This is a genomic window from Mucilaginibacter sp. cycad4, from assembly GCF_034263275.1.
Classification (GTDB): Bacteria; Bacteroidota; Bacteroidia; order Sphingobacteriales; family Sphingobacteriaceae; genus Mucilaginibacter.
This window is the reverse complement of sequence record NZ_CP139559.1, coordinates 5,120,604-5,145,950: the sequence shown is the minus strand read 5'-3', so window position 1 is coordinate 5,145,950 and position 25,347 is coordinate 5,120,604. Positions and strand designations below refer to the sequence as shown.

General features: G+C 44.1%; 16 protein-coding genes. 10 read left to right on the top strand and 6 right to left on the bottom strand.

Translation table 11 applies throughout. The features are described 5' to 3' along the window. Window positions 1-134 precede the first annotated feature (134 nt). Window positions 135-1,676, bottom strand: a complete 1,542-nt coding sequence (locus SNE26_RS20850; protein ID WP_321560048.1) for an aldehyde dehydrogenase family protein — start codon at window positions 1,674-1,676, stop codon at window positions 135-137. A 238-nt stretch (window positions 1,677-1,914) separates the two neighbouring features. On the opposite strand from SNE26_RS20850, the gene SNE26_RS20845 reads away from it, so the two are divergent. The 6 genes from SNE26_RS20845 to SNE26_RS20820 all read left to right on the top strand — a co-directional run bounded on the left by SNE26_RS20845 (window position 1,915) and on the right by SNE26_RS20820 (window position 11,811). Beyond that, the gene (locus tag SNE26_RS20845; RefSeq protein ID WP_321555828.1) at window positions 1,915-3,318 is read left to right on the top strand and encodes a tetratricopeptide repeat protein; all 1,404 of its coding nucleotides are present in this window, start codon (window positions 1,915-1,917) and stop codon (window positions 3,316-3,318) included. A 294-nt stretch (window positions 3,319-3,612) separates the two neighbouring features. Then, the gene (locus SNE26_RS20840) at window positions 3,613-4,374 is read left to right on the top strand and encodes a phosphosulfolactate synthase (RefSeq protein WP_090534791.1); all 762 of its coding nucleotides are present in this window, start codon (window positions 3,613-3,615) and stop codon (window positions 4,372-4,374) included. 470 nt (window positions 4,375-4,844) lie between these two features. Beyond that, window positions 4,845-8,174, top strand: coding sequence for a vitamin B12-dependent ribonucleotide reductase (locus SNE26_RS20835; RefSeq protein ID WP_321555827.1), 3,330 nt, complete (start codon window positions 4,845-4,847; stop codon window positions 8,172-8,174). A 184-nt stretch (window positions 8,175-8,358) separates the two neighbouring features. Next, complete coding sequence (locus tag SNE26_RS20830; RefSeq protein WP_321555826.1) at window positions 8,359-9,372, top strand: LLM class flavin-dependent oxidoreductase; 1,014 nt, start codon at window positions 8,359-8,361, stop codon at window positions 9,370-9,372. A 156-nt stretch (window positions 9,373-9,528) separates the two neighbouring features. Further along, entirely contained in the window at window positions 9,529-10,263 is a 735-nt protein-coding gene (locus SNE26_RS20825; protein ID WP_321555825.1) for an acyl-CoA desaturase, read from the top strand. A gap of 291 nt (window positions 10,264-10,554) precedes the next feature. After that, window positions 10,555-11,811: an aminotransferase class I/II-fold pyridoxal phosphate-dependent enzyme gene (locus tag SNE26_RS20820; RefSeq protein WP_321555824.1), complete on the top strand. Its 1,257-nt coding sequence runs from the start codon at window positions 10,555-10,557 to the stop codon at window positions 11,809-11,811. 140 nt (window positions 11,812-11,951) lie between these two features. Here the strand turns inward: SNE26_RS20820 and SNE26_RS20815 are convergent, their stop codons facing one another. Both SNE26_RS20815 and SNE26_RS20810 read right to left on the bottom strand, forming a co-directional pair. Beyond that, window positions 11,952-14,846 (bottom strand): DEAD/DEAH box helicase, encoded by a 2,895-nt coding sequence (locus SNE26_RS20815; RefSeq protein ID WP_321555823.1) that lies wholly within the window; start codon window positions 14,844-14,846, stop codon window positions 11,952-11,954. Between the two features lie 401 nt (window positions 14,847-15,247). Next, window positions 15,248-17,701 (bottom strand): PIG-L family deacetylase, encoded by a 2,454-nt coding sequence (locus tag SNE26_RS20810; protein ID WP_321555822.1) that lies wholly within the window; start codon window positions 17,699-17,701, stop codon window positions 15,248-15,250. Window positions 17,702-17,964: 263 nt separating this feature from the next. On the opposite strand from SNE26_RS20810, the gene SNE26_RS20805 reads away from it, so the two are divergent. The 4 genes from SNE26_RS20805 to SNE26_RS20790 are packed head-to-tail and all read left to right on the top strand — an operon-like array spanning window position 17,965 to window position 22,589. Further along, window positions 17,965-18,594: a TetR/AcrR family transcriptional regulator gene (locus tag SNE26_RS20805; RefSeq protein ID WP_321555821.1), complete on the top strand. Its 630-nt coding sequence runs from the start codon at window positions 17,965-17,967 to the stop codon at window positions 18,592-18,594. 2 nt (window positions 18,595-18,596) lie between these two features. After that, complete coding sequence (locus SNE26_RS20800) at window positions 18,597-19,961, top strand: TolC family protein (RefSeq protein ID WP_321555820.1); 1,365 nt, start codon at window positions 18,597-18,599, stop codon at window positions 19,959-19,961. Window positions 19,962-19,984: 23 nt separating this feature from the next. Further along, a complete protein-coding gene (locus tag SNE26_RS20795) occupies window positions 19,985-21,040 on the top strand; it encodes an HlyD family secretion protein (protein WP_321555819.1) in 1,056 nt (351 codons plus the stop codon). Between the two features lie 4 nt (window positions 21,041-21,044). Continuing rightward, window positions 21,045-22,589, top strand: coding sequence for a DHA2 family efflux MFS transporter permease subunit (locus tag SNE26_RS20790; protein WP_321555818.1), 1,545 nt, complete (start codon window positions 21,045-21,047; stop codon window positions 22,587-22,589). Between the two features lie 346 nt (window positions 22,590-22,935). Here the strand turns inward: SNE26_RS20790 and SNE26_RS20785 are convergent, their stop codons facing one another. Genes SNE26_RS20785 through SNE26_RS20775 form a run of 3 tightly spaced genes read right to left on the bottom strand, consistent with a single transcriptional unit; the run spans window position 22,936 to window position 25,134 of the window. Next, on the bottom strand, window positions 22,936-23,313 hold the full coding sequence (locus SNE26_RS20785) for a hypothetical protein (protein WP_321555817.1): 378 nt from the start codon (window positions 23,311-23,313) through the stop codon (window positions 22,936-22,938). Between the two features lie 34 nt (window positions 23,314-23,347). After that, complete coding sequence (locus SNE26_RS20780) at window positions 23,348-24,277, bottom strand: hypothetical protein (RefSeq protein ID WP_321555816.1); 930 nt, start codon at window positions 24,275-24,277, stop codon at window positions 23,348-23,350. 29 nt (window positions 24,278-24,306) lie between these two features. Further along, entirely contained in the window at window positions 24,307-25,134 is an 828-nt protein-coding gene (locus SNE26_RS20775; protein ID WP_321555815.1) for a carboxypeptidase-like regulatory domain-containing protein, read from the bottom strand. Between the last annotated feature and the right edge of the window lie 213 nt (window positions 25,135-25,347).

The following is a 25,347-nucleotide window of genomic DNA, read 5'->3' as shown; positions in this document are numbered from 1 at the left end:
CTATCCCTAACGCTGTGTGAACCGGGATTTGGGTAGATTGTGGGGATGGACAGGATTTTATTTCTTATCCTACTTATAAAATAGGGCAAGCAATCCCATAAATTCTAAAATTCCCCCAAATCCCGGTTCGGAAACTACAAATCAAACTTGATCCCCTGGGCTAAAGGCAACGTTTTTGAATAGTTAATAGTATTGGTCTGTCGCCTCATATAAACTTTCCAGGCATCCGAGCCTGATTCCCTGCCGCCGCCTGTTTCCTTTTCACCACCGAAAGCACCACCTATTTCAGCCCCGGATGTGCCGATGTTAACATTGGCAATTCCGCAATCAGAACCTGCGTAGGATAAAAATTGTTCTGCCTCACGCAAATTATTGGTCATAATGGCCGACGATAAGCCCTGCGGAACACCGTTCTGCAACTCAATTGCCTCCTCAATAGTGCTGTATTTAATGAGGTAAAGGATAGGCGCAAAGGTTTCATGCTGCACTATCTTAAAGTGATTTTCAACCTCGGCAATGCATGGCTTTACATAGCAACCCGATTCATACCCAGCACCTTCCAGCTTACCTCCCTCAACTACAAAGTTGCCGCCTTCGGCCTTGCATTTTTCAATCGAATCAAGGTATAAGGCAACAGCATCGGTATCAATCAGCGGCCCCATATGGTTGTGTTCATCCAATGGGTTTCCAATCCTGATCTGTTTATAAGCGTTAACCAGTTTTTGTTTAAAAGCATCGTAAACACTTTCGTGAATAATGAGCCTGCGGGTACTGGTACAACGCTGCCCGGCAGTACCCACCGCGCCAAATACCGCCCCGATGAGCGACATATCCAGGTCGGCATTTTCGCTGATGATGATGGAGTTATTACCGCCAAGCTCCAGCAGGCTTTTGCCCAGCCTCGCGCCAACAGCGGCACTTACCGCTTTACCCATGCGGGTTGAGCCGGTAGCAGATACCAAGGGAACGCGGATATCGGCGGCCATGAGCTCACCAATGTTGCGGTCGCCGATAACCAGGCATGAAACGCCCTCTTCAATATTATTCTTTTTAAAAATTTCCTGTGCTATGTGCTGGCAGGCAATGGCCGTTAACGGTGTTTTTTCGGATGGTTTCCAGATGCATACATCACCGCAAACCCAGGCCAGCAGCGAGTTCCAGCTCCAAACTGCCACCGGGAAATTAAATGCCGAAATAATACCAACAATACCCAGTGGGTGATATTGCTCATACATGCGGTGCTCAGGTCTTTCGCTGTGCATGGTTAAACCATATAGCTGGCGGCTTAAGCCTACGGCAAAATCGGCAATATCTATCATTTCCTGCACTTCGCCCAGGCCTTCCTGCAGGCTTTTGCCCATTTCGTAGGATACCAGGGTGCCCAGGTCCTGCTTGGCTGCGCGTAAAGCTTCACCAATCTGGCGTACTATTTCGCCGCGTTTGGGTGCCGGGGTTTTGCGCCATGTTTTAAATGCTTTGGCGGCTTGTTCAACTGCCTGGTTATAATCTGCTTCGGTTGCCAGCCTTACCGATGCTATTTTTTTGCCGTCGACCGGCGATGTTATATCTTTTACTGCGGCACTGGCGCTGCTGCCCCAGGTGCTGCCTGTACTAAAGGCATCATTAATATCGTTTATATGTAAACGTTTTAGGATATCTGAAATATTAGGTTCCATAATTGTTACTTTTGCCAAAGGTAGAAATCTTTAAGGCAATTTTTCAGTATCACCCATCCGTTGCCTGTTGTATCCATTGTCATTAATTATCAATGCTTTGTATTGAACAGTTGTTAACAATGTTTGAATGTTGAAAACTAAATTGCATTTTGGAGACTTACTTATTGTAATTTGAACTCAATAAGTCTTTACAAGGCAATTTGTCAACCTAAAGCGGATGTTCTGCAAACAAAATTGAATGGAAGAAGAATTTGAATTTGGTTTTACCGAAGACCCAAAATTCTCGGTAGAACGGTACGAGGAAATGATCAGAAATCAGGACTTGTACTTTTTTGATGCCCAGGCGTTTGAGAACATTATCGACTACTACATCGAGAAAAATGACCCGGCCAAGGCATTACAGGTAGCAGAGTACGCGCGAAACCAGCACCCTTTTGCGGCAATTTTCCTGATCAAACAGGCCCAACTGCTTGTGGTAAGCAACAAAGTTCCGGAGGCTTTTGCCGCCCTGGATAAAGCGGCCATGCTTGAAGCATCTGACGCGGATATCTATATTATCCGCGGTAACCTGTATGAAAGCCTGGAACGTTATTCTGAGGCGCTGGAGAACTACGAAAAGGCCCTTGACCTTGCCGAAGAGACCGACGAGATCTTGCTGCACATTGCTTATGTTTATCAAAACATGGGCGACTATGATACTGCCATAACCTACCTGAAACTTTGCCTTAAGCAAAATATGGAAAACCAGGATGCCCTTTACGAACTGGCTTTTTGCTACGACGTAATGGACAACCAGCAGGAAAGCGTGCAGTTTTACCAGCAATACATCGATAACGAGCCCTACAGCTACGCGGCCTGGTATAATTTAGGCAATGCCTATACCAAACTAAGCCTGTTTGAAAAAGCTATCGATGCCTATGATTATGCTATATTAATTAAGGACAGCTTTGCTTCGGCCTATTTTAACAAAGGCAATGCACTGGTTAACCTTGAAAAATATGCTGAAGCTATAGAAGTGTACCGCCACACCTTTGAGTACGAGCAACCCAATGCCGATACTTATTGTGCCATTGGCGAATGCTACGAAAAGCTGGAGCAAATGGATGATGCGCGTGCCTTCTATAAAAAATCGGTTAAGATGGACCCGAAACTGGCTGATGCCTGGTTTGGGATTGGCGTAACCCTTGATTTTGAGGAACGCTATTTTGAGGCCCTGCACTTTTATAAAAAAGCGCTCGACCTGGATATCGCCAACGCAGATTACTGGTTTGCCATAGCCGATGCCGAATACAAGCTTGGGCATTTAGATGAAGCAGAAAAGGCTTACGAAAAGGTGGTTGAGCTAAACCCGCTTGATATTGATGCCTGGCTGGACTATTCGTCGATACTTTATGAGCAGCAAAAGCTTAATGAAGCTATCGAAATTATAGCTCAGGCCATCAAAAACAACCCCGAAGCCGCTGAACTTTACTACCGCATGGTAGCTTACCTGTTTGCTAAAGGCGAATATAACGAAGCCCTTAACAACCTGGAATACGCGTTAGCGGCCGATCCGGAAAAACATTATATCCTGTTTGATTACCTGCCGCAATTGCAAAAAAATAAAGTGATTGTGGATATTATTAACAGGTATACTAAGTAGGGAGACTGGTGAATGGTTGATTAGGTGAATGGTTCTATCTCTTAAATAAGGTAAAGCATGAAAAGACGCATAAAAATATGTGTCTTTTCGTGTTTTAAGATAAACGCATGGCCGCAAGATCAAAGCATATCAAACCACTCACCTAATCAACCCAATCAACCACTCACTATCAACAACAATGAATTTACCATGAGCTTTAAAATCATTTAACATTTGAAATTTGCACATCTGCATATTTGTTGCGACCTTTGCCCCGTTAGAACTTTTAGTTATAGGCTATAACAAATAATTACAATGAACTACACTATCAATCATCTTCCTGATCGTACAACTAAACCACGTGATAAAGGCATTACCATGGTGATGGATAAAGGCCTCAGTTTGCGCCAGGTTGAAGATTTTATTGAAGTTGGCGGCCCGTACACCGACATTGTAAAATTAGGTTGGGCTACGTCATATGTAACACCTAATCTTGAACAAAAACTAAAGCTCTACCGCGAGGCCGGGATCCCTGTTTATTTTGGGGGCACCTTGTTTGAGGCCTTTATAGTGCGTAACCAGTTTGACGATTACCGCCGTTTACTGGATAAATACCAGCTGGAACATTGCGAGGTATCCGACGGTTCGATCACGATAGAGCATGATGTAAAATGCAACTATATCAGCGAGCTGGCCAAACAGGTTACAGTAATATCCGAAGTGGGCTCAAAAGATGTTCAAAAGATCTTCGCTCCTTATAAATGGATCAAACTGATGAATGCAGAAATTGAAGCCGGCTCATGGAAAGTTATTGCCGAAGCACGTGAAAGCGGCAACGTGGGTATCTATCGTGATTCGGGAGAGGTACGCCAGGGGTTGATTGATGAGATCCTGACCCAGATTCCCGAAGGGACTATCATTTGGGAAGCCCCTCAAAAAGCACAACAGGTTTGGTTCATTAAACTGATTGGTGCAAACGTGAGCCTCGGCAATATCGCACCTACTGACATCATCCCATTGGAAACCTTAAGGCTGGGTATCCGCAGCGATACTTTCGACCATTTTTTAGAGATGTAATTGTTGACTGATCTTAATATAACAATTAACCCAAGCCCTCGGAGTAATTCTGAGGGCTTTTTGTTTTCATCTCCGCAGGAAATACATTTTTAGCGCAAGTCTTGAGCAGAGATCTAAGCGGTTGGTGACTTGTGCGTTGCGTAAACTTATAATAGGATTTAGCGTTCTGTCTTGTCCTAAAAATAGTTTAAAAGTCACAAGTCAGCTGCTCTCCAAGCCACCACACAAGACTTGCGCCAGCAGGTGCCTTTTTTCTTAAAAAGTACATCAATTCTTAATTATCAACACTGCAAGTGTTTAAAAATCAATTAAATTCTCTTGCATAAGAACAAGGGATGCATGTTATTCCAACCCTGTGGAAAACTCCGGCTATTATACTATTTAGCATACTAATAGATTTGACTTAAAACCCCCTAAACCTTTTTAGTGTTGGATCTACTTAGTTAATTTTATCATAATCTGTAAAAACTATGGCTAAAAACATTACCAGGAAGACGCCCGCAACAAGCGGAGAAAAGGGGCTCAGAGCCGAACGCTATTTCAGCAAAGATGGTACCAGCGTTTATGACCTGTTTAAATATGAAAAACGCTCATCAGTGATCCGCAATCCATCCGGCGACGCTGTGTTTGAAATGAACGATGTTGAAGTACCGGCGGGTTGGTCGCAGGTGGCTACTGATATCCTGGCTCAAAAATATTTCCGTAAGGCAGGCGTACCTCAGGCCGATGGTACAACCGGATCAGAAAAAAGCATTAAACAGGTTGCCCACCGCATGGCCAACTGCTGGAAGGACTGGGGCATGCGATATGGTTACTTTGCTTCACCAAAAGATGCCGAGATCTTTTATGATGAAATAGTTTATACTATTGTTGGGCAACTGGCCGCCCCAAATTCGCCGCAGTGGTTCAACACAGGGTTGCATACCTCATACGGAATTACCGGCAAACCGCAAGGGCACTATTATGTCGACCCGGTAACAGAACAGCTGAGTAAATCAACCTCAGCATATGAACGCCCGCAGCCTCATGCATGCTTCATCCTTTCTGTTGATGACGATTTGGTGAACGAGGGCGGCATTATGGACCTGTGGGTTCGTGAGGCCCGTATTTTTAAATACGGATCGGGCGTAGGCACAAACTTTTCTAAAATCCGCGGCGATAACGAAAAGCTATCAGGAGGAGGTTATTCATCAGGCCTGATGTCATTCCTGAAAATTGGAGACAGGGCAGCAGGGGCCATCAAGTCGGGCGGAACTACCCGCCGGGCAGCCAAAATGGTTTGTCTTGATCTGGACCACCCCGAAATTGAGGGTTTTGTGAACTGGAAAGTAGAAGAAGAAAAGAAAGTAGCGGCCCTTATAGCAGCCGGTTATTCGTCTGATTATGAAGGCGAGGCTTACCGCACGGTATCCGGTCAAAATTCCAACAACTCAGTACGCATTCCTAACAGTTTTTTTACAGCGCTTAAAACCGGCTCGGCCTGGAATTTAACCAGCAGGATGAGCGGCAAAACTGTTAAATCCATATCGTCGCAAAAACTGTGGGATGATATCGCATTTGCAGCATGGGCCTGTGCCGATCCGGGTGTGCAGTTTGATAGTACCATTAACGAATGGCATACCTGCCCCGAAGGTGGCCGCATCAACGCTTCTAACCCTTGCTCGGAGTATATGTTTTTGGATAATACAGCCTGCAACCTGGCATCCATCAACCTTGCCCATTTCTTTGATGCGCAAACCCGCGTATTTGATGTAAAAGGTTTTGAACATGCCTGCCGCATCTGGACTATTGTACTGGAAATCTCTGTATTGATGGCGCAATTCCCATCAAAAGAGGTAGCACAATTATCCTATGATTACCGCACACTTGGCCTTGGTTATGCCAACCTGGGCTCGGCCCTGATGGTGAACGGTATTCCTTATGACAGCGATGAGGCCCGTGCTATTGGCGGTGCCATTACCGCCATCATGACTGGTACTGCCTATGCAACCTCGGCCGAAATGGCCCGCGAGCTGGGTGCTTTCAGCTGTTATAATGATAACAAGGAGCACATGATGAGGGTGATGCGCAACCATCGCTATGCCGCCTATAATTCTACCGAAAACTATGAGGGTCTGGAAATTGCCCCTCCGGGCATCAACCAAAAGATCTGTCCCGATTACCTGCTTTCGGCTGCCTGCAACGCCTGGGACAAGGCCGTTGAAATGGGCGAAAAATATGGCTACCGCAATGCGCAAACTACTGTTATTGCCCCTACGGGCACTATCGGTTTGGTGATGGATTGCGATACTACCGGTATCGAGCCGGATTTTGCGCTGGTAAAATTTAAAAAGCTATCGGGAGGCGGTTACTTCAAGATCATTAACCAAGCCGTACCCGAGGCTTTGCGCAATTTAGGTTACCAGGATCATGAGGTTACCGCTATTGTTAATTATGCTAAAGGTGCAGCAACCCTAAAAGGCGCGCCGCATATCAATATAGATACGCTTAAAGCCAAAGGTTTTAATGATGATGAGCTGGAAAAATTGGACAAGGGCCTGGTATCTGCCTTTGAGATCAGCTTTGCCTTCAATATCTGGTCGCTGGGCGAAGAATGTTTGAAACGGTTGGGGATCACGGCCGAGCAGTATAATGCGCCGGATTTTAACGTGCTGCGCGCACTTGGTTTCAGCAAAAAACAAATTGCAGAAGCTAATGAGTATATCTGCGGTACCATGACCATTGAAGGAGCCCCGTACCTGAAACAACATCACTATCCTATTTTTGATTGTGCCAACAAATGCGGCGCAAAAGGAGAGCGGTACATCCATGCCCATGGGCACATCAAAATGATGGCTTCGGCGCAGCCGTTTCTTTCGGGTGCTATCTCCAAAACCATCAACCTGCCCAACGAAGCTAAAGTTGATGAGATCAAAGATTGCTATGAGCTTTCGTGGAAGCTGGGCCTGAAAGCCAACGCACTTTATCGTGACGGTTGTAAACTATCTCAACCGCTCTCAACCAAATCAGATGTTAAGGAAGAAGCTGATGACAAGCTGGATACGGTTGAAGAAGTATTAGGCGAAGCTGCCAACGTAAAACTGAGCGACCTGACACCCGAGCAGGTTATTGAAGCAGCTATGGCCATCATGGAAAAATCAAAGGATACTAATTTTATGCGCCAGCTTTCGCGCGTGGTGCAAAAGAAACACCTGCCATACAAACGCCGCGGCTTTACGCAAAAAGCCAGTATTGACGGGCAAACCGTATTTGTGCGCACCGGCGAATATGAGGACGGCACCCTGGGCGAGATTTTTGTGGATATGCATAAAGAGGGTGCAACCTTCCGCTCATTGATGAACTGTTTTGCCATTGCAGTATCTATCGGCCTGCAATACGGTGTTCCGCTGGAGGAGTATGTAGAAAAATTCACTTTCACCCGTTTTGAGCCGGCCGGCATGGTGGTGGGGCATACCAATATTAAAAGTGCAACCTCCATTATCGATTATATTTTCAGAATGCTGGGCTATGAATACCAGGACCGCACCGACCTGGTACACATCATTACCGATAAAAACGGCGTATTGGGAAACCCGCAAATGGGTGATGAGGATTTTAATGCTGATGAAACCAATATATACCACCCATCAGCCCAATCTTCAGATAATTCTGTAAATGCTCAAAGAAAAGGCTTATCTTTCGATGTTAGTATGGGCGTACAAAGCGATGCTCCAAGCTGCAACGTTTGCGGGCATACCACAGTACGTTCGGGCACTTGTTATAAATGCTTAAACTGCGGCAACTCAATGGGCTGTTCGTAATCAATACGGATTTTTTCAAATCAATTATAAATAGTTAATTATGTTTAGCCCCGCCTCTCCGGCGGGGCTTGTTTTATTATCAGGAGCAAAATTGATGCAGCGGTAATAGTAATCGTAATGCCATAAAAGCCCTGGTATAAACCCCACCTGCAACCCGACGCTTATTTTTGTGTTCACAATACATATGAGCATAAATAAGATCAGACTAAGCGTGCTCGACCAGTCGCCGATAAGAAAAGGCGCCACTGCCGAGCAGGCCATACAGGAAACCATACAACTGGCAAAATATACCGATACCCTTGGCTATACCCGCTTTTGGATTTCGGAACATCATAATATGGGTATTATAGCGGGTTCAACCCCCGAGGTGCTACTGGCTCACCTGGCGGGCGAAACCAAAAACATGCGCATGGGGTCGGGCGGTATTATGATGCCAAATCACAGCACCCTTAAAGTTGCCGAAAACTTCCGGATGTTGGAGGCATTGTTCCCCGGCCGGATTGACCTGGGTATGGGCCGCGCTCCGGGTACCGACAGGATTACAGCAGCAGCCCTTAACCCTTCAAACCAGTTCAGGGAGCAGGATTTTGTGGAACAATTGGCCGATTTGCAAAATTACTTTCATGATACCTATGAGCCGGGAACCGTACAGGCACGTATCAGGGCTATCCCGCAGGTTAAAACCGTACCCGGTATGTGGCTACTGAGCTCGAGCGGGCAAAGCGGTTTATTTGCGGCGCATTTTGGTATGGGTTTTTCCTTCGCCCATTTTATTAACCCTAATGGCGGCCCGGAAAGTGTTAAAATGTACAAAGACCGGTTTCAGGCATCTGACGATCTGCAGCAGCCCCAGGCTAACGTAGCTGTATTTATTTTCTGTTCTGAAGATCCGGAAAAGGTAAGACAGCACCAGGCCGTTATGGACCACCGCTTTTTACAGTTTGAAAAAGGCGGGCCTATTGTTCCCTTAAGCTATGATGATGTAAAGGATGTGGAATATACGCCCGCCGAACAGGACCGCATCCGCTATAACCGTTACCGTGTAATTGCCGGCTCTCCGGCTGAGCTTAAGCTGAAATTAACCTGGCTTGCCAATGATTACGAGGTAGATGAAATTATGGCCGTTACCATTACCGAAAATTTTGACGACAGGCTGGAATCGTACCGTTTATTAGCCGAACAGTTTGAATTATTATAACCCCGGTAAAATAACTTTTTTAAGCAAATGCCGTTTCTATACCAGGAACGGCATTTTTTATTAGCGCTGTTATCATTATTCACATATTAAAAACTTTATAAGGCTTTAAATCGTATCTTTGGAAAGATTATAAATAAGTCTATTTTCTACAATTCAATGGTTATTATCATATTCTTCATAGCGCACTGGTTTCTGTCGCTATTCTTCCAAACGTTCTTCCTGCACAGGTATGCATCGCACAAAATGTTCACTACCAATAAATTTTACGAAGGAATGTTTTACCTGCTTACTTATGTTTGCCAGGGATCATCGTTTTTAAACCCCAGGGCCTATGCTATTATGCACCGTGAGCACCATGCATACAGTGATACCGAAAAGGATCCGCATTCGCCTCATTTTTTTAAGGATGTTTTCCAGATGATGATATATACGGCTAAAAGTTACAGCCTGCATGTAAAGAAACTAAAAGAGCCCGAGGAGCGTTTTAAAGGTAATATTCCTGAATGGCGCTTTGTCGATTTAATAGGTTCATCAATTGTATCCCGTATTTCGTTCGGTATTTTATACATTTTATTTTATGTGGAATTTGCTACTGCCTGGTGGATGTTCCTGCTGATTCCTATCCACTTTTTAATGGGGCCTATTCATGGAGCTATTGTTAACTGGTGCGGCCACAAGTACGGTTATCAAAACTTTGATAATGGTGATAAATCAAAAAATACAACCCCCTTCGATTTTCTGATGCTGGGCGAATTGTTTCAGAACAATCACCACAAACACCCCAACAAGGCCAATTTTGGTGCTAAATGGTTTGAGATAGACCCGGTTTACCCCGTGATGAAACTCATGCACTGGATGCGGATCATTAAACTGCGCAAAGCGTATCTTTAATCGCGTAGCGATTAGGTTAAAGGCGAAAGGTCAAAGGCAAAAGGTTTTCTTTTATGCTTTTGACCTTTCTTTTTAGGTTAATGGGGAAAGGATAAAGGCAAAAGGTTTTTGTATTTTTGACCATACTGCTTTTATAATAACCGGATCAACCTTTCGCCTTTTACCTTTTAGCTTTCACCTCTTTCCAACCTTTCGCCTTTAACCTTTCGCCTTCCTTCCCAACCTTTCGCCTTTATCCTTTCGCCTTTCACCTCAATCGGCTATCTTTGCCGCTCATAAATACATAAATCCATGAGTGTTTCTTTATTAGCTCAAAATTTACATGGCTCGGAGATCATCAAGATTGCGGGCGAGATCAACGAATTAAAACGACAAGGCCAGAATATCGCCAACCTTACCATCGGCGATTTCGACTCCAATATTTATCCTATCCCAACTCCATTAAAGGATAAGATCATCGACGCCTATAATCATAATCAAACCAACTACCCGGCTGCCGATGGTATGCTTGACCTGCGCGAGAGTGTAAGTGGCTTTTTGCAAAGAAGTTTAGGTCTTGACTATGCCCCTAACCAGATCCTGATTTCAGGTGGCTCGCGCCCGCTGATCTATTCTATATTTTTGGCGGTAGTTAACCCCGGCGAAAAAGTGGTTTTCCCTGCACCGTCATGGAACAATAATCATTACAGTGATTTGCTAAACGCAGAGGCTGTGATTATCCCTACCGCTCCCGAAAATAATTTTATGCCTACGGCAGATGATATCCGCCCGCATTTAAAAGGAGCAGCTTTACTGGCGCTGTGTTCGCCTTTAAATCCTACTGGTACTATGTTCAGCAAGAAAGATCTGGAAGAGATCTGCGATCTTGTAATTGCCGAAAACAAGAGCCGTGCTGCAGGTGAGAAACCGCTGTATTTACTATACGATCAAATCTACTCGCAATTAACTTTTGGTGAGCATAAGCATTACGATCCGGTAACCCTTCGCCCTGAATTAAAGGACTACACCATTTTTGTTGATGGCGGCTCAAAATGTTTTGCAGCTACCGGCGTACGTGTGGGTTGGGGTTTTGGCCCGGAGCTGGTTATCGAAAATATGAAAGCTATCGTAGGCCATATGGGTGCATGGTCGCCGAAGCCTGAGCAGATGGCTATGGCCAAATTTTTAACCAATGAGGCTGATGTAAACAGTTACCTTGATGATTTAAAAGGAAAGATCCAGGCAAGCCTGACCGCCTTACACGAAGGTTTCCAGGAAATGAAAGCCAGCGGATTAAATGTAGATTCTATTGAGCCTATGGGCGCTATCTATCTTACCCTAAAAATAGATTACAGCGGCAAAACCACTCCTGATGGCACAGTGTTGAAGGACTCGGCAGATATCAACTTCTATTTGATTAAAGAAGCAGGAGCTGCTTTTGTTCCATTCTCTGCCTTCGGTACCGGCGACGAAGTGAACTGGTTCCGTGCATCAGTAGGTGCAACGCCGCTTAGCGAAATTGAAGCCTTGATACCAAGGGTGAAGGCGGCGTTGAGTAAGCTGAAATAAAGCCCCCTCTAAATCTCCCCCTAAAGGGTGAGACTTAAAAAAACTGCGTGTTATCAGAAAAGAAAAAGCGATGAGCGTTAATTACTCATCGCTTTTTCTTTTAAAGCCCTCACCCTTTAGGGGAGGGTTTGGTAGGGGGCCTACCCCAATATCTCCTTAATGTCTTCCGCTGTAAGGGATTTAATAAAGCTTTCTTCCGTCGTGATCAGCGCCCGTGACAGGCTGAGCTTACGCTGTTGCAGGGCCAGGATCTTTTCTTCAACCGAATCTTTGGTGATAAATTTATAGATGAATACGTTTTTGGTTTGACCAATGCGATGCGTACGGTCAATAGCCTGCTGTTCAACGGCGGGGTTCCACCATGGATCGAGAATAAATACATAGTCGGCTTCGGTAAGGTTGAGGCCTACGCCACCAGCTTTTATCGAAATCAGGAACACGCGCGTTTTTTCATCCTCCTGAAATTGTTTAACCACATCGCCCCGGTTTTGCGTAGCACCATCAAGGTATACGTAAGGAATACCCTCCCGTTCAAAATGGTTGCGGTAAATGCTAAGCTGCTTTACAAACTGCGAAAATATCAGCACTTTATGACCACCGTCCAGCACATTGCCCAAGGTATGCACCACATCTTCAAATTTACCGCTGTCGCCTTCGTAATCCTTATCGATCATGATCGGGTGGTTGGCAATTTGTCTTAGCTTGATCAGGCCCTGTAATACCTGGATCTGCGTTTTGGCGAAAGTGCCGTCCTCCAGGCTTTTCAGCAACTCATTCCGGTATTCGGATTTTACCTCTTCATAAACTGACGACTGTTCTTCTGTCATCTGGCAGTAGAAAAGGTTTTCAGTTTTAGGGGGTAATTCTGTTGCCACCTGCTCTTTGGTGCGGCGCAACACAAAAGGCTTGATCAGTGCCTGGAGCTTGCGGGCTTTATCCTCGTCCTTTTTCTTTTCTATCGGAGCTACAAACTCGTTTTGGAAAAACTGTTGCGCGCCCAATAAACCAGGGTTAATGAACGACATTTGTGTCCACAGGTCATTAACCGAATTTTCGACCGGGGTACCGCTCAAGATCAATTTAAAGCGCGACTTGAGCTGCTTAACCGCCTGGTATGATTTTGACGACGGGTTTTTAATATTCTGGCTTTCGTCCAGGATCACGTAATCAAAAAAGAAACCTTTAAACATTTCAATATCAATACGGCTGATACCATAGGTGGTGATCACCACATCGTAATTGGCAAATACATCAGCATTGCGGTAACGCATGGTACCGGTATGTACCATCAACCTTAACTGCGGTGCAAATTTGCGGGCTTCATTAAGCCAGTTATATATCAGCGAGGTTGGCATGATCACCAGAGAAGTGGCTTTGCCTCCTGCGTTTTCTGTATCTTCCTTGTGCTTTTGCAGCAATGATAAAGTTTGGATGGTTTTACCCAAACCCATATCATCGGCAAGGCAGCCGCCAAAATGGTATTGCTTTAAAAAATGGAACCAGTTATAGCCGGCCTTTTGGTACGGCCTCAAATTACCCTCGAAATTAACAGGCATCGGCGCATCCTCAAGCTCATCAAAATTGGTAAGCTTTTGCAGTTTACGGGTCATGGTAACGCTGGCCATTTCGCCTTCGGCCAAATCGGTGACCAGGCCAATATGATGGCGGCGAAGTCTCAGTTCGTTGCTGCCTTCGGTAAAGTGTAACAGGTTGCCGTATTGTGAAAACCATTGTTCGGGAATGACGGCAATTTCGCCCGATGGTAAAGTAAACTCCTTTTTACGATTAAGGATATGATTTTTAAGCTGTATAAAAGGGATCCGGTATGGCCCGAAGCTTACCATGGCATTGATATCAAACCAATCGTTATTTTCGGTTACTACAAGTTCAATTTTACTGCTGCCAAATACGTAGCGTTTTTGCCCTTCGGGTTGTTCCAGTTCAAAGCCTTGTTCAATAAGCTGATCGTGGTGCTGGTTAAGCCATTCAAAAACCGAGAATGAGCGGTCGTCATCATCATCATGACCGGCAACTTCAAGGTTTTGGAACAGTGAAGAAGCAACTTTAAGCCCCAGGTGCTCCAATTGTTGCATTTTACCTTTTTCCCAGGTAGTTGAGCGCTTAATGCGATGAAACAGGTAATCATCGCCGGTTTTTTCCATCCGTACAGAAATATGCCTGCCATCGCCATAGGGAAATATATAGCCGGCATATTTAAAGGAAAGCTGCAATTGCGAAGTGCCGCCCTCGATATAAATGGGTTTAAGCACCGGGCGGGCATCATACTTTTCGGTGTTGATGGTAAAGCCTTCGGCGTAAACATTATGTTTTTCGATGAGCGGAGCAACAAATTTTTCGAAGTATGATTGCTCCGATGATTTAGGGATGGCAATGAAACGCTTGTTCAGGAATGGTTGCAGCTTTTTGCCTTCGATTTCCTTGTCAAAATAATACAGGGTATCGTCAAGCAACATCCAGGCCGGGTGATTGCAAATGATCTCTGCATTTTTAAACATGAACTCGATGCGCATGCCCTGGTATTTGATGGTAGGGAAATACCTGATCTCCTCCTCGTTGCGCCTGAAGTGGAACAGTACCGATGCCGCTTCGGTGGCCAGCTGAAGCTTCCGCTCGCCGGGATAGCCCTCCTTGCTCATCTGGTATACCTGTTTACCACAAAGTAATGACAGTGCTTCGGCTATGCGTTTCTCCAGCTTCGGGCGGATCATATCAAACATCTGCTCGTTGAAGATCTTGGAGAAAAACTCGAACGGACGGATCGGCTTTTTATAGTATCTTTTGATCACATTTCCCTGCTCCATTTCCTCCAGCAATTTAACCAGTTTGATATCGGTATCATCCAGAAACTCGCAGAACTCTTTGGCTGTATTGGAAAATAAGCGCTGGTGAGTTAAGGAAAATTCACCGTTAGGGTTGAGTTGAACAATGTGAGGCTCAATAACATACGACAGGTAGTCATGCTTTGCAATGGCATAAATAATTTGGCATGGTTTGGAACTGTCGACGCGTAACATGTGCTTCAGGTAAAAAATTATTTGAAGCTACATCAAGAAAAAATTCAAACGTAAATAGAATTTACTGTAATTGAAAGTGTTTTATATTAAAAAATTGTTAACGTGCTGAAATTGACACGGTTTTGATAACATAAAATGTTTTTTGTCGGATAATTGGGGGGATAAACGGAAAAGGTAAAGAATAAACCGTCATTGCGAGGTACGAAGCAATCCCCGACTTTACAGAGAGGATTTGCATAGCCGCTCTGCTTCTTGGGGATTGCTTCGTACCTTATAATGACGTGATTGTAAGTCATTGACTATCAATAGTAATTTTTCAACACGTCATCACATTTTTTTCAGGGTTTCCCTGATAGTTACTCGCAATGACGATCTGTTTATTCGTTTTTAAACGTATTCGCTTACTTCGGTTTGCTCAGCAAGTTAATAAACAACCTGTAAGCCCCCGGGACGCCGGCAGGCAGCTCCCTGAAAAATGCCAGCGAAGTATAGACAAACCTGCCCTTGCCATAATCGCCAACTATGAGCGATCCGTTAAGAGGCTCTTCGCCTTTGTCATGCATTTGAAAGATGGGTTTGTATTGCGGATCGATATTGGTTACAAAATACAGCCCGCGTTCCTGGATCCAGCCGCTGAAATCATCGTTAGTTATTTTATTGGGATAGTTTAACACGGGGTTTTGGGGATCTAAAACTGTTACTTCGGCGTTTTCATCAGTAACCCTCCTGTTCACTACGGTAAACGGATACGGGCCTATTTGTTTTACTACGATGCCGTTGTTGTTATTGTATTGTACAACCAGGTTGCCGCCGTTTTTTACATATGCCATTAATTTGGATTGCTGATAAGCAAGGCGATCATTCACATTGTAGGCGCGTACCCCTGTTACTATTGCGTCATAACCTGAAAGATCCCCGTTGGTAACCCCATTTTCACTTAGCATGTGCACCTCATAGCCTACCTGACGCAGGGCTTCGGGCATCTGGTCGCCGGCACCGGCAATGTAACCAATTCTTTTGCCATTGTTTTTCAGGTCGAGGTAAACGAGTTTTGTTTGTGCGGGAGGGAATAAGGTAATAGCCGGCACGTGGTCGTACCTGATACGGAGCAGGCTCAGAGAAAACGGTTTGCCATTGGCGTTAACTACTACTTCCAGATCGCTCGCCTTGGTTTTGGTATCGGTTGGGCTAACTGTAAATGCTACCGACCATTCATCGTTTTTGTCCTTATCTGTAAAGTCAATTTTTTCGGGACTTATTTTCCAGCCTGCAATGGGTTTAAGGCTGATGGTACCGCTGGCTTTTGTAAAGCTTTTCAGTTTTACCAGTACCGTTTGTGCTTGCTGCGTACTAAAAATATAATCCTTGTTTTCAATGTTGGCTGTTACCGGCGGCGTTATTTCAATGGGCTGATAAACCTCGCCCCTAACCGGATCAACATATTTATATACAATGCGGCGATCAATATTTATGGGTTTACCCTCAATAATAAACTGGAAAGTAACTTTGGGCAGATCGGGATTTTCGGGGTTGCCGGCCAGCGTATTATCGGCCAAGGTGTAAACACCTGTTGGATGCGGTGCTGCCAACCAGTACGGCTGAGTTAATGCGGATGCTGCGGCCGTGGTTTCAAAAGTTTGCAGCTGGTTAAAAGGTATTTCTTTGCTTTGAAGGGCCAGCGCGCTATCATTAGCATCAATGCTGTTTATTTTAACACGATAATTAAAGCGGTTAATTACCTGTGCACGCAGGCTCATTTTATCGCCCAAAGCATAGGTAGGTTCTGTTGCATAAGCTTCAAACCATAAACCTGCACACGCGGCAATCAGGTTGTTTAACTCTTTGATTTTTTGTTCACGCCAATAGGTATCTGATACTTTCTCTACCTTCATCAGTAATTGTACTAAGGCAGGCAGCGATTTTTCAGGAGCTTCACTGATGAAATTTCGCCTGATCACGCCTGTAAGGGCAGCAATAGCGTCTCCGTCTTTAACCCGTTTCCATGAAGTATTAACGCCATCCATCAGGTCATTCTGGGGAGCATCGCCTAAAATGGTTTTAAAAAATTCGTATGATTCGCCGCGTTGTTTGGCCGAACCAAAGCCCTGGGTTTTGTGGTTGCTGCGGCTTTCGGCAGCTATTTCACCATAGCTTTTGCCCAGGATGGTGTTATAAACGCCTACATCAATCTTAAACTGATCGGCCGCGGTAGTGTTGACGCTGCCAAAGCTAAAAGTGTTCCACAAGAGGCGTTTGGCCTGCCATGGCTTTACGTATTTTAACTGCTCGGGGTAGCGGTTGGGATCGGCAGCAGCTGTAAAAGCCTCCTGCGCTAATATGGCCGAGGAGGTGTGATGGCCGTGACCGCCCTCGCCGGTTGTGGGGAAACGGCAAATAATTACATCCGGCCTGAACTTGCGGATCACCCAGACTACATCGCCTAATACTTTTTCCTTATCCCAGATCTTCAGCGTTTCCTCCGGCCCTTTTGAGAAGCCGAAATCATTGGCACGGGTAAAAAACTGCTCGGCGCCATCAACCCTTCGGGCTGCCAGCAGTTCCTGCGTGCGGATCAAACCTAAAAGTTCGCTTTGCTCATTGCCAATCAGGTTTTGCCCGCCATCGCCGCGCGTGAGCGACAAATAGCCTGTACGATAATGTTTTTCCTGGGCCAGGTAGGCAAGCAGGCGGGTATTTTCATCATCGGGATGGGCTGCTACGTATAATACGCTACCCAGCACATCAAGCTTTTTCAGGTTTTGCTGAATAGTGCCAAGATCGGTAGGCGGATTGGTTTGAGCTTTTGAAAATGCGGTTGTAAGCAGGAATACTACAATGAGGTGGATACGCTTCATAGCAACAAATATATTGAAAGATAGATATTCTGTATTTCCTGTATCAACAATATAACAAAACGATTACTGTGGCCATCAATCTGTTAAGATTTTTGACGGTTAATATTAAATGTTTCAACAAATAGTTTTAATTTTTACAATTTTCTTAAGTGCTGTCAAACAAATCTGTCATTCGATGGTAATCTTAATCAACCGATTAACTTTTTCTGCTTCAATCCGATGCGCTTAATCAATCGTTTGATTAATTTTGTGCCGTTAAAACAATGGAAAAAGATAAAATAGATAAAAAAGACCACATCCTCGACGTAGCCGAAAAGGTGTTCGCGGATCTGGGCTATGACGGTGCCTCCACCCGTACTATATCGGGCGAAGCCGGTGTAAACATGGCTATGCTCAATTACTATTTTGGATCAAAAGAGGGACTTTTCCTGGCAGTATTTGAACGCAAGATCAATTCGTTCCGCACGTTGCTGCAAAACATTGGCAGCGATGGCACCATGACGGCCTGGGATAAACTGGACAAATGTATCGACAATTACGTTGAGCGTATTATTGCCAACAACTGTTTTCAAAAGCTTATTAACAGGGAAGTATCCATGAACAAGCGTGGTGACCTTACCGATAAGATCATCGAGATACTGATGGTAAATGTGTACGAGGTAAAAAGAATTATGGAAGAGGGCGTAAACAACGGCCTGTTTCATGCTGATGCTGATATACCACTGGTAATAGCCACCCTCTTTGGTACAAAAAATTATATAGTTAACATGCCTCAGCTATCATCATTAATACTGGGACATGATATTCGTGATGAAAAGTTTATGGAAGCTGAACTGAAACCACGGGTAAAAACATACATGAAAAGACTTTTAAAAGCTTATTTAGTTAAATGAACATGACAACTCCAAATAACAAAACCGACCACCTTAAACTATTAAAACAGGTGTTACGGCCCGTTTTACGCGGCAGTATCGCCCTCATAGTTTTAGGCCTGCCTTTTGCCGTAAACGCACAAGACAGGACTATCACGCTTGATGAAGCCATTAAACTCGGCCTCGACAACAGCAAAACTTTAAAACTATCAAACTCGAAAGTTGAGCAGGCTGTTTCTCAATACAACCAGGCAAAAGATGAAGCATTGCCAACAGGTAAAGTAAGCTACGGTTACAATCGCGCCCAGATCCCTGCCAACAGGCTGGCCCTTGGTTCTGAAAGCTTTAACCTGCCATCGCATGCCGATGCGTATTTAGGGATCCTGAGCTTAAATCAAACCATATTTGGCGGTAATAAATTGAAATACGCCCGTCAATCTACCGAAATGCTTACCCAGGTAGCCCGGTTGGATGTGGAAAACGATAAAGACGAGGTAGTTTATGACATCGTTAGCTCGTACTATAACCTTTACAAGGTACTGCAAAGCAAAAAGGTAGTGACTCAAAACTTAACTACTGTTGATGCGCAAATTAAACAGGCACAGCGCTTTTTTGATCAGGGCCTGGTAACCAAGAACGACGTGCTGCGCTTTCAGTTGCAGCGTTCAAACATCGAGGTTAATGGTGTTGACCTGGAAACTAACCGCCGGATCATCAATTACAACCTTAACGTGTTGTTAGGTTTGCCAGAAGGTACGCAGCTAAACATCGATCAGATTACCGAGGCCGACAGGCAGGTTAACCCATTAACGGCTTACCTTGATACTGCTATGGCCAGCCGCCCTGAATTTAAACAGTTTGCTTTGCGCAGCCGTGTGGCCGAAACCAACACCAAAAGCATTAAAGCAAATGAACTGCCAACCGTAGGCGCATCGGCTGCTGCTTATTATGTTGATGTAAGCGCCAACCCGATACCTAAAAGCGGTAATTTTATTACCCCTATATCGGTGGGGTTAACCGTGTCATGGAACTTTAGCTCACTTTGGACCAACAAAAATAAAGTTACCGAGGCTAAGATCCAGGAGCAGCAGGTTGAGATCAACAAAGGCATCACTGCCGATAGAATAAAGGACGAGGTAAATCAAAGCTACCAAAGCTATACCCAGGCGCTTGAAAAAGTGAAACTTTTACAAACTTCTATCGACCAGGCTGGCGAAAACAACAAGATCCTCGAATCAAAATACAAAAGTAATATAGCGTCTGCAACAGACAGGGCCGATGCAGAAACATTGCTTTACCAGGCACAGATCAACTTAGAATTGGCTAAAGCCGATGCTGGTCTGGCTTACTATACGCTATTAAAATCAACTGGAAAAATCAACAAATAATAATACCAAACCTTTTAAATAAAATGGCAAAGGAACAAGAAACACCGGAACAACCGAAAAAGAAAAACAAAGTTATCCCCATCATATTAGGCATTGTACTTATTGGCGGCGTAATTTTCGGTATAAAAGAATACATCTACTTTAGTAAACACATTGATACTGACGACGCCCAGATCGACGGCGATATCAGCCCTGTAGTTGCCCGCGTTGGCGGATATGTTGACTCAATTTATTTTGAAGAAAACACCCACGTAAATGTTGGCCAGCCGCTGGTTAAAATAGACGACGCCGATTATAAAGTAAAATTAGAGCAGGCTCAGGCTGCACAGGTAGGTGCAAGCGCAGGTATTGGTGTAAACCAATCACAGATCTTTGCTAACCAGGCAAACTCTGCAAGTGCCAGGGCAACGGTAACATCAAACCTGGCCCGTTTAGAGAAAGTTCAGAAAGATTATGACCGCTATGCCAACCTGGTAAAAGACGGATCAGTAACACAACAACAATTTGACCAGGCTAAAGCTGATCTTGATGTTGCAAAAGCTAATTACAAAGCATCTCAAGACCAATACAAAGCTGCTGTTGAGCAGGTTGGTACTACCCGCAGCCAGTTGGCCGTTACCCATACAGGTGTATCACAAAGGCAGGTTGATATTGATTATGCAAAGCTGCAGTTAAGTTATACCGTTGTTAAATCGCCGGCAAGTGGTTTGGCTTCTAAAAAGAATGTACAGTTAGGTCAGCTGGTTCAGGCTGGTCAAACTTTATTCTCAATTGTTAATGACAACAGCCTTTACATTACCGCCAACTACAAAGAAACCCAGCTTACCAATATTAAAAATGGTTTAAAAGTAGAGATTGAAGTTGACGCTTATCCTGATATGAAACTGGAAGGCCAGGTTTACAATTTTTCGCCTGCTACAGGTGCTAAATTCTCCCTGCTTCCTCCGGATAATGCTACCGGTAACTTCGTGAAAGTTGTACAGCGTGTGCCCGTAAAAATTAAAATTAACGGCACCAAAGAAGAGCTTGCAAAACTACGCCCGGGTATGAGCGTAAACGTATCAGTAATTAAAGAATAATATTATGGCTGAAACTGGCTTTAAAAAGTGGATCATCACTATTACAGTGATTACAGCTTCATTACTGGAGCTGATTGATACCACTATCGTTAACGTAGCGTTGCCTCACATACAGGGTAACCTTGGCGCAACCCTTGAGGATGTGGCCTGGGTAGTAACCGGCTATGCGGTAGCAAACGTGATCATATTGCCCATGTCGGGATGGCTGGGCGGCCGTTTTGGTCGTAAAAACTATTTCATGGCGTCTATCATTGTATTTACCATCGTATCGTTTTTATGTGGTAACGCACACAGTATGGATGAACTGGTATTGTTCAGGATATTACAGGGTATTGCCGGAGGTGGTTTGATCTCAACCGCGCAGGCTATCCTGCTTGAAACCTGGCCACGCGAACAAATTGGTACTGCTACAGCCTTGTTTGGTTTGGGCGCGGTTGTTGGCCCAACTGTTGGCCCTACCATTGGCGGCTGGATAGTTGAAAATTACTCATGGCCATGGATCTTTTATGTAAACATCCCGGTAGGAGCGCTGGCGGCATTTTGTACCTATACCTTTGTGCGCGAAACGCCCAAGGATGCCAAAGGTAAACCGGTTGACTGGTGGGGTATTATCCTGCTGGCTATTGCCGTTGGCAGCTTACAAACTGTACTTGAAAAAGGCGAAAGCGAAGACTGGTTCGCTAAACCGTATATTTTGATATTAACCATATCGGCTGTATTAGGTACTATATTGTTCATCTGGCGCGAAATGAGCACGGAGCACCCGATCGTAAATTTCAGCATTCTACGGCATCGAAGTTTTGCTGTTGGGATGTTCACATCCTTTATACTTGGGTTTGGTTTGTATGGCTCGGTGTTCGTGTTCCCGGTATTTTGTCAAAACCTGCTTGGTTTTAATGCCCAGCAAACAGGAGAGCTGTTGTTTCCTGGTGGTTTATGTACCATTGTGATGATGCCGTTTATAGGTAAGATGCTAAATAAAGGTATACCAGCTCAATTTATGGCTACAGCGGGTATGTTCCTGTTTTATGTATTTACACATATGCTGAGCAATTCAACGCTGGCTACGGGCGAGAAGGACGTGTTAGTGCCGTTATTGATCCGCGGTGTAGGTATGGCGTTATTATTCGTACCGCTTACCACGCTGGCTATGGCCGATTTGAAAGGTCCTGAACTGGGCCAGGGATCAGGGTTGAACAACATGATGCGCCAGTTGGGCGGTTCGTTCGGGATTGCAACGCTAACCACACTCATCCACATACGGCAGGGGGTGCACCGCAATAACCTGCTGGTAAACATCAACCCATACAATAACCCGTTCAATGATCGTTTGCACATGCTTACGCAAGGCTTCATGGCTAAAGGTAAGTCGATGATTGATGCTACGCATATGGCTTACCAGGCCATTGAGGGCATGGTTGCCAGGCAAACATTGCTGCTAACTTATGACGATGCCTACTGGATTTCGGGATTGGTGATGTTATTTTCGATACCGCTGCTTTATTTGCAGCCGTTCAAAAAACTCAAAGCCGTTGCTGATTCGCATTAAAAATGATAAAAGCCGTTCCACTATTACCGGAACGGCTTTCCCCAAAAAAAATTAACAATTAAAATTTAAGTTACTCCCCCTGCATAAACAACATATTTAAATATCGCGACCAGGGTTTGTTTAATCTTAAGGTATAAATTTACTGGATTTTAATTAATAAACGCAAATTTTATTGGGCAATAAAATACTATTTATGAAAAAGGCATGAAATTTTATGGTTTCATGCCTTTTTCATTGTTAAAGTTAGGAGAACATGTATAAACGTTAAAGGGGCATCCCTTCCGGACATTCTTTCTGCTTGTTTTTTAGCAAAGATTGCCAGCCCTGATGCTCGGGGAATGATCTGTTATTGCTTGTTGAAAGTAGCAGTTGCCCCCGATGAAGTTAACTTTAAAATTTTCTTTGATTGATCTATAGTTCCGGAATAGTTCTTTACACTATGATCATCCTCAAAAACAAGATCAAAAGTAACCAGATACTTGTCAATTTTACTATTGGTGACCGCACCGCTTCTACCCCCAACAGTTCCTGTTCCGCCAAGCTGGCCACCCTGTCCATCAAATGTAAATGAATCGTTACCGCTCTGCCAGAAACCTATAAGGTCGCCTAAAAGAACAATAACGCCGCCACCACCGCCACCATCACTACTTTTACCACAGTTTGTGGTACAAAAAGTTGTAATAACGATCAAAATAACATACAGGGGAGAAATTAACTTTTTCATGATAAAATGCTTTAGTATTAGTTATTAATGACTATTAATTTTTTAACAGACTTAGAAATTGTTTCACACGTTGTTCCATAGCGATAAGCTGATCAGTAATGGGTGGAACCTGCGCTTCTATTTGTGATTGGATTTCCTTTTTCAGCTTATCTTTATCCTTATCAGGGATCTGATTCTGAAAATATTGATTGATCTGGTTTTTAAGATCATTTAAAGGGACTATTTTATTTTTGCCGATACCATAGATCAGTGTATCTGCAATACCCTCAAATGTTTTGGAAAGTGACGGGTCGTCCCAGTAATCGGCCATTTTTTTTGAGTAGGTGGGATAGTTGACATATAATTTTTCAAATGCCTGGTTGAACCCGTTTTGGGTTTGCGCATATTGGGTAAGCGCATTAACATTTACAAAGGCATATACACCTATAAATTTAAAGGCGATCATTAAAGTTTGTGCCTGCAGTATATAGTTTTGCAGGGCTCCGCTGATCTCGGGATAAAACAGATCAATACCATCCTGTTTTTCCCGGGCAATTCTCAGATCATCATTAGAATAACCTAATTTTTTAAGGTTGGCAGCAATAGAATCAATTTTGGCCTGTAATGCCTTTGTTTCGGATTGGCCTCTCTTGGCTGCGTCTTTTAATTGCGACAATGATGCCATATAGCTCTTGATCTGCCCGCTCGATTGAAAACTTTCCAGTACTATCTGCGTTAGCAGCGATGGGTTTTTAGGTATCAGCACCCTCCCCCCAATTGGGTATAAGATGATATAACTTTTGTCGGAAGTTTTAATTTCTACCTGGGTGGTGCTGCTGCTGATGGCCGCGGTAAATACGCCGGATTCGTTTGTTGTTGCCGGGTTTCCGTCGATAATTATCGTATAATTTTTAACTAAGGAATTGTTGCTTAATAACTCACCTTTAAAAACGATAGTTTGCCCATAACCAATAAGCCATGTCATGCATATAATTATTATGCAAATGGCCGCTTTCATAATTTATTCAGCTGAAGGGTAAGCGGTACTTTAGACGAAAGAATCTGAGTACTGTTAAAACGCAGCTTTTTTCCCCTGTAAATCCTCACCGGAAGTTCAGTTCCATCTTTTATTGGTAATATTAAGCTGAAATTGCCTAATTCATCAGCATTGGTTTTATAAAGCCCATTGGCCAGTACAATCAATACACCGGGGACAGGCTGGCCCTGCATATCCACAACCAAGCCGTTTACGATTAAGGAATCAGCTTGTTTTTTAAGATGCAACTCGATAGACGTACGCCCATCAACGGGGATAGTTACCTGCTGGCTTTGCCGGTAGTAGCCGGGCACGGCAGGAGTAACAGTAATACTTTTGCCTAATAAATTGGCGGGCAACTCGTTAAAAGTTACAATGCCGTTTTCGATCCTTGCCGAGTCGGGTTTGTTGAACAATATCTTAAGTAATCCGCCATTTACCAGCTCATTTTTGCTTTCGTCACCAAACACAATGAATTTGATATCAAATGAATCAGCTACGGGCGAAAGTTTCAAGCCGAAATAGATGATGAGGCAAAAGATCACGGCAGGCCCGCCAAGTGCTAAGGTGCCATTATACAATTTGCCGCTATATTTTGCATGTGCTTTTAATGCCCCAAATAAAAACCCCGATGCAATTAAGGCAACAAAAACTAACAGAAAAAAATAAACCTGCGGACTTAAATTTGCAGCTTTATTGCTAAAGATCATGAGTATTACAGCCGCCGCTACAAACAATACAAAACCTAATCCGGTTATAATAACCCAACTTAAAGGCGAAACAGCTTTATTGGCTTCTGCTGACATGGCGGTAACTGGCTGTGTATTATAAAGTTAATACAATTTAATTTATAATACACAAGTTTTTAACTTTTAAGAATTATGGCCAGATAAAGTCAAAAAGCAACGAAAATCAAAACCTTTCTGATATCCAAAAGCACTGGTTCAATGGTACCTGATATACTTTAGCAAAACGGGCGCAAGATTAAACGTTCGCGACTGGCTCTCCAGCCATCGGCA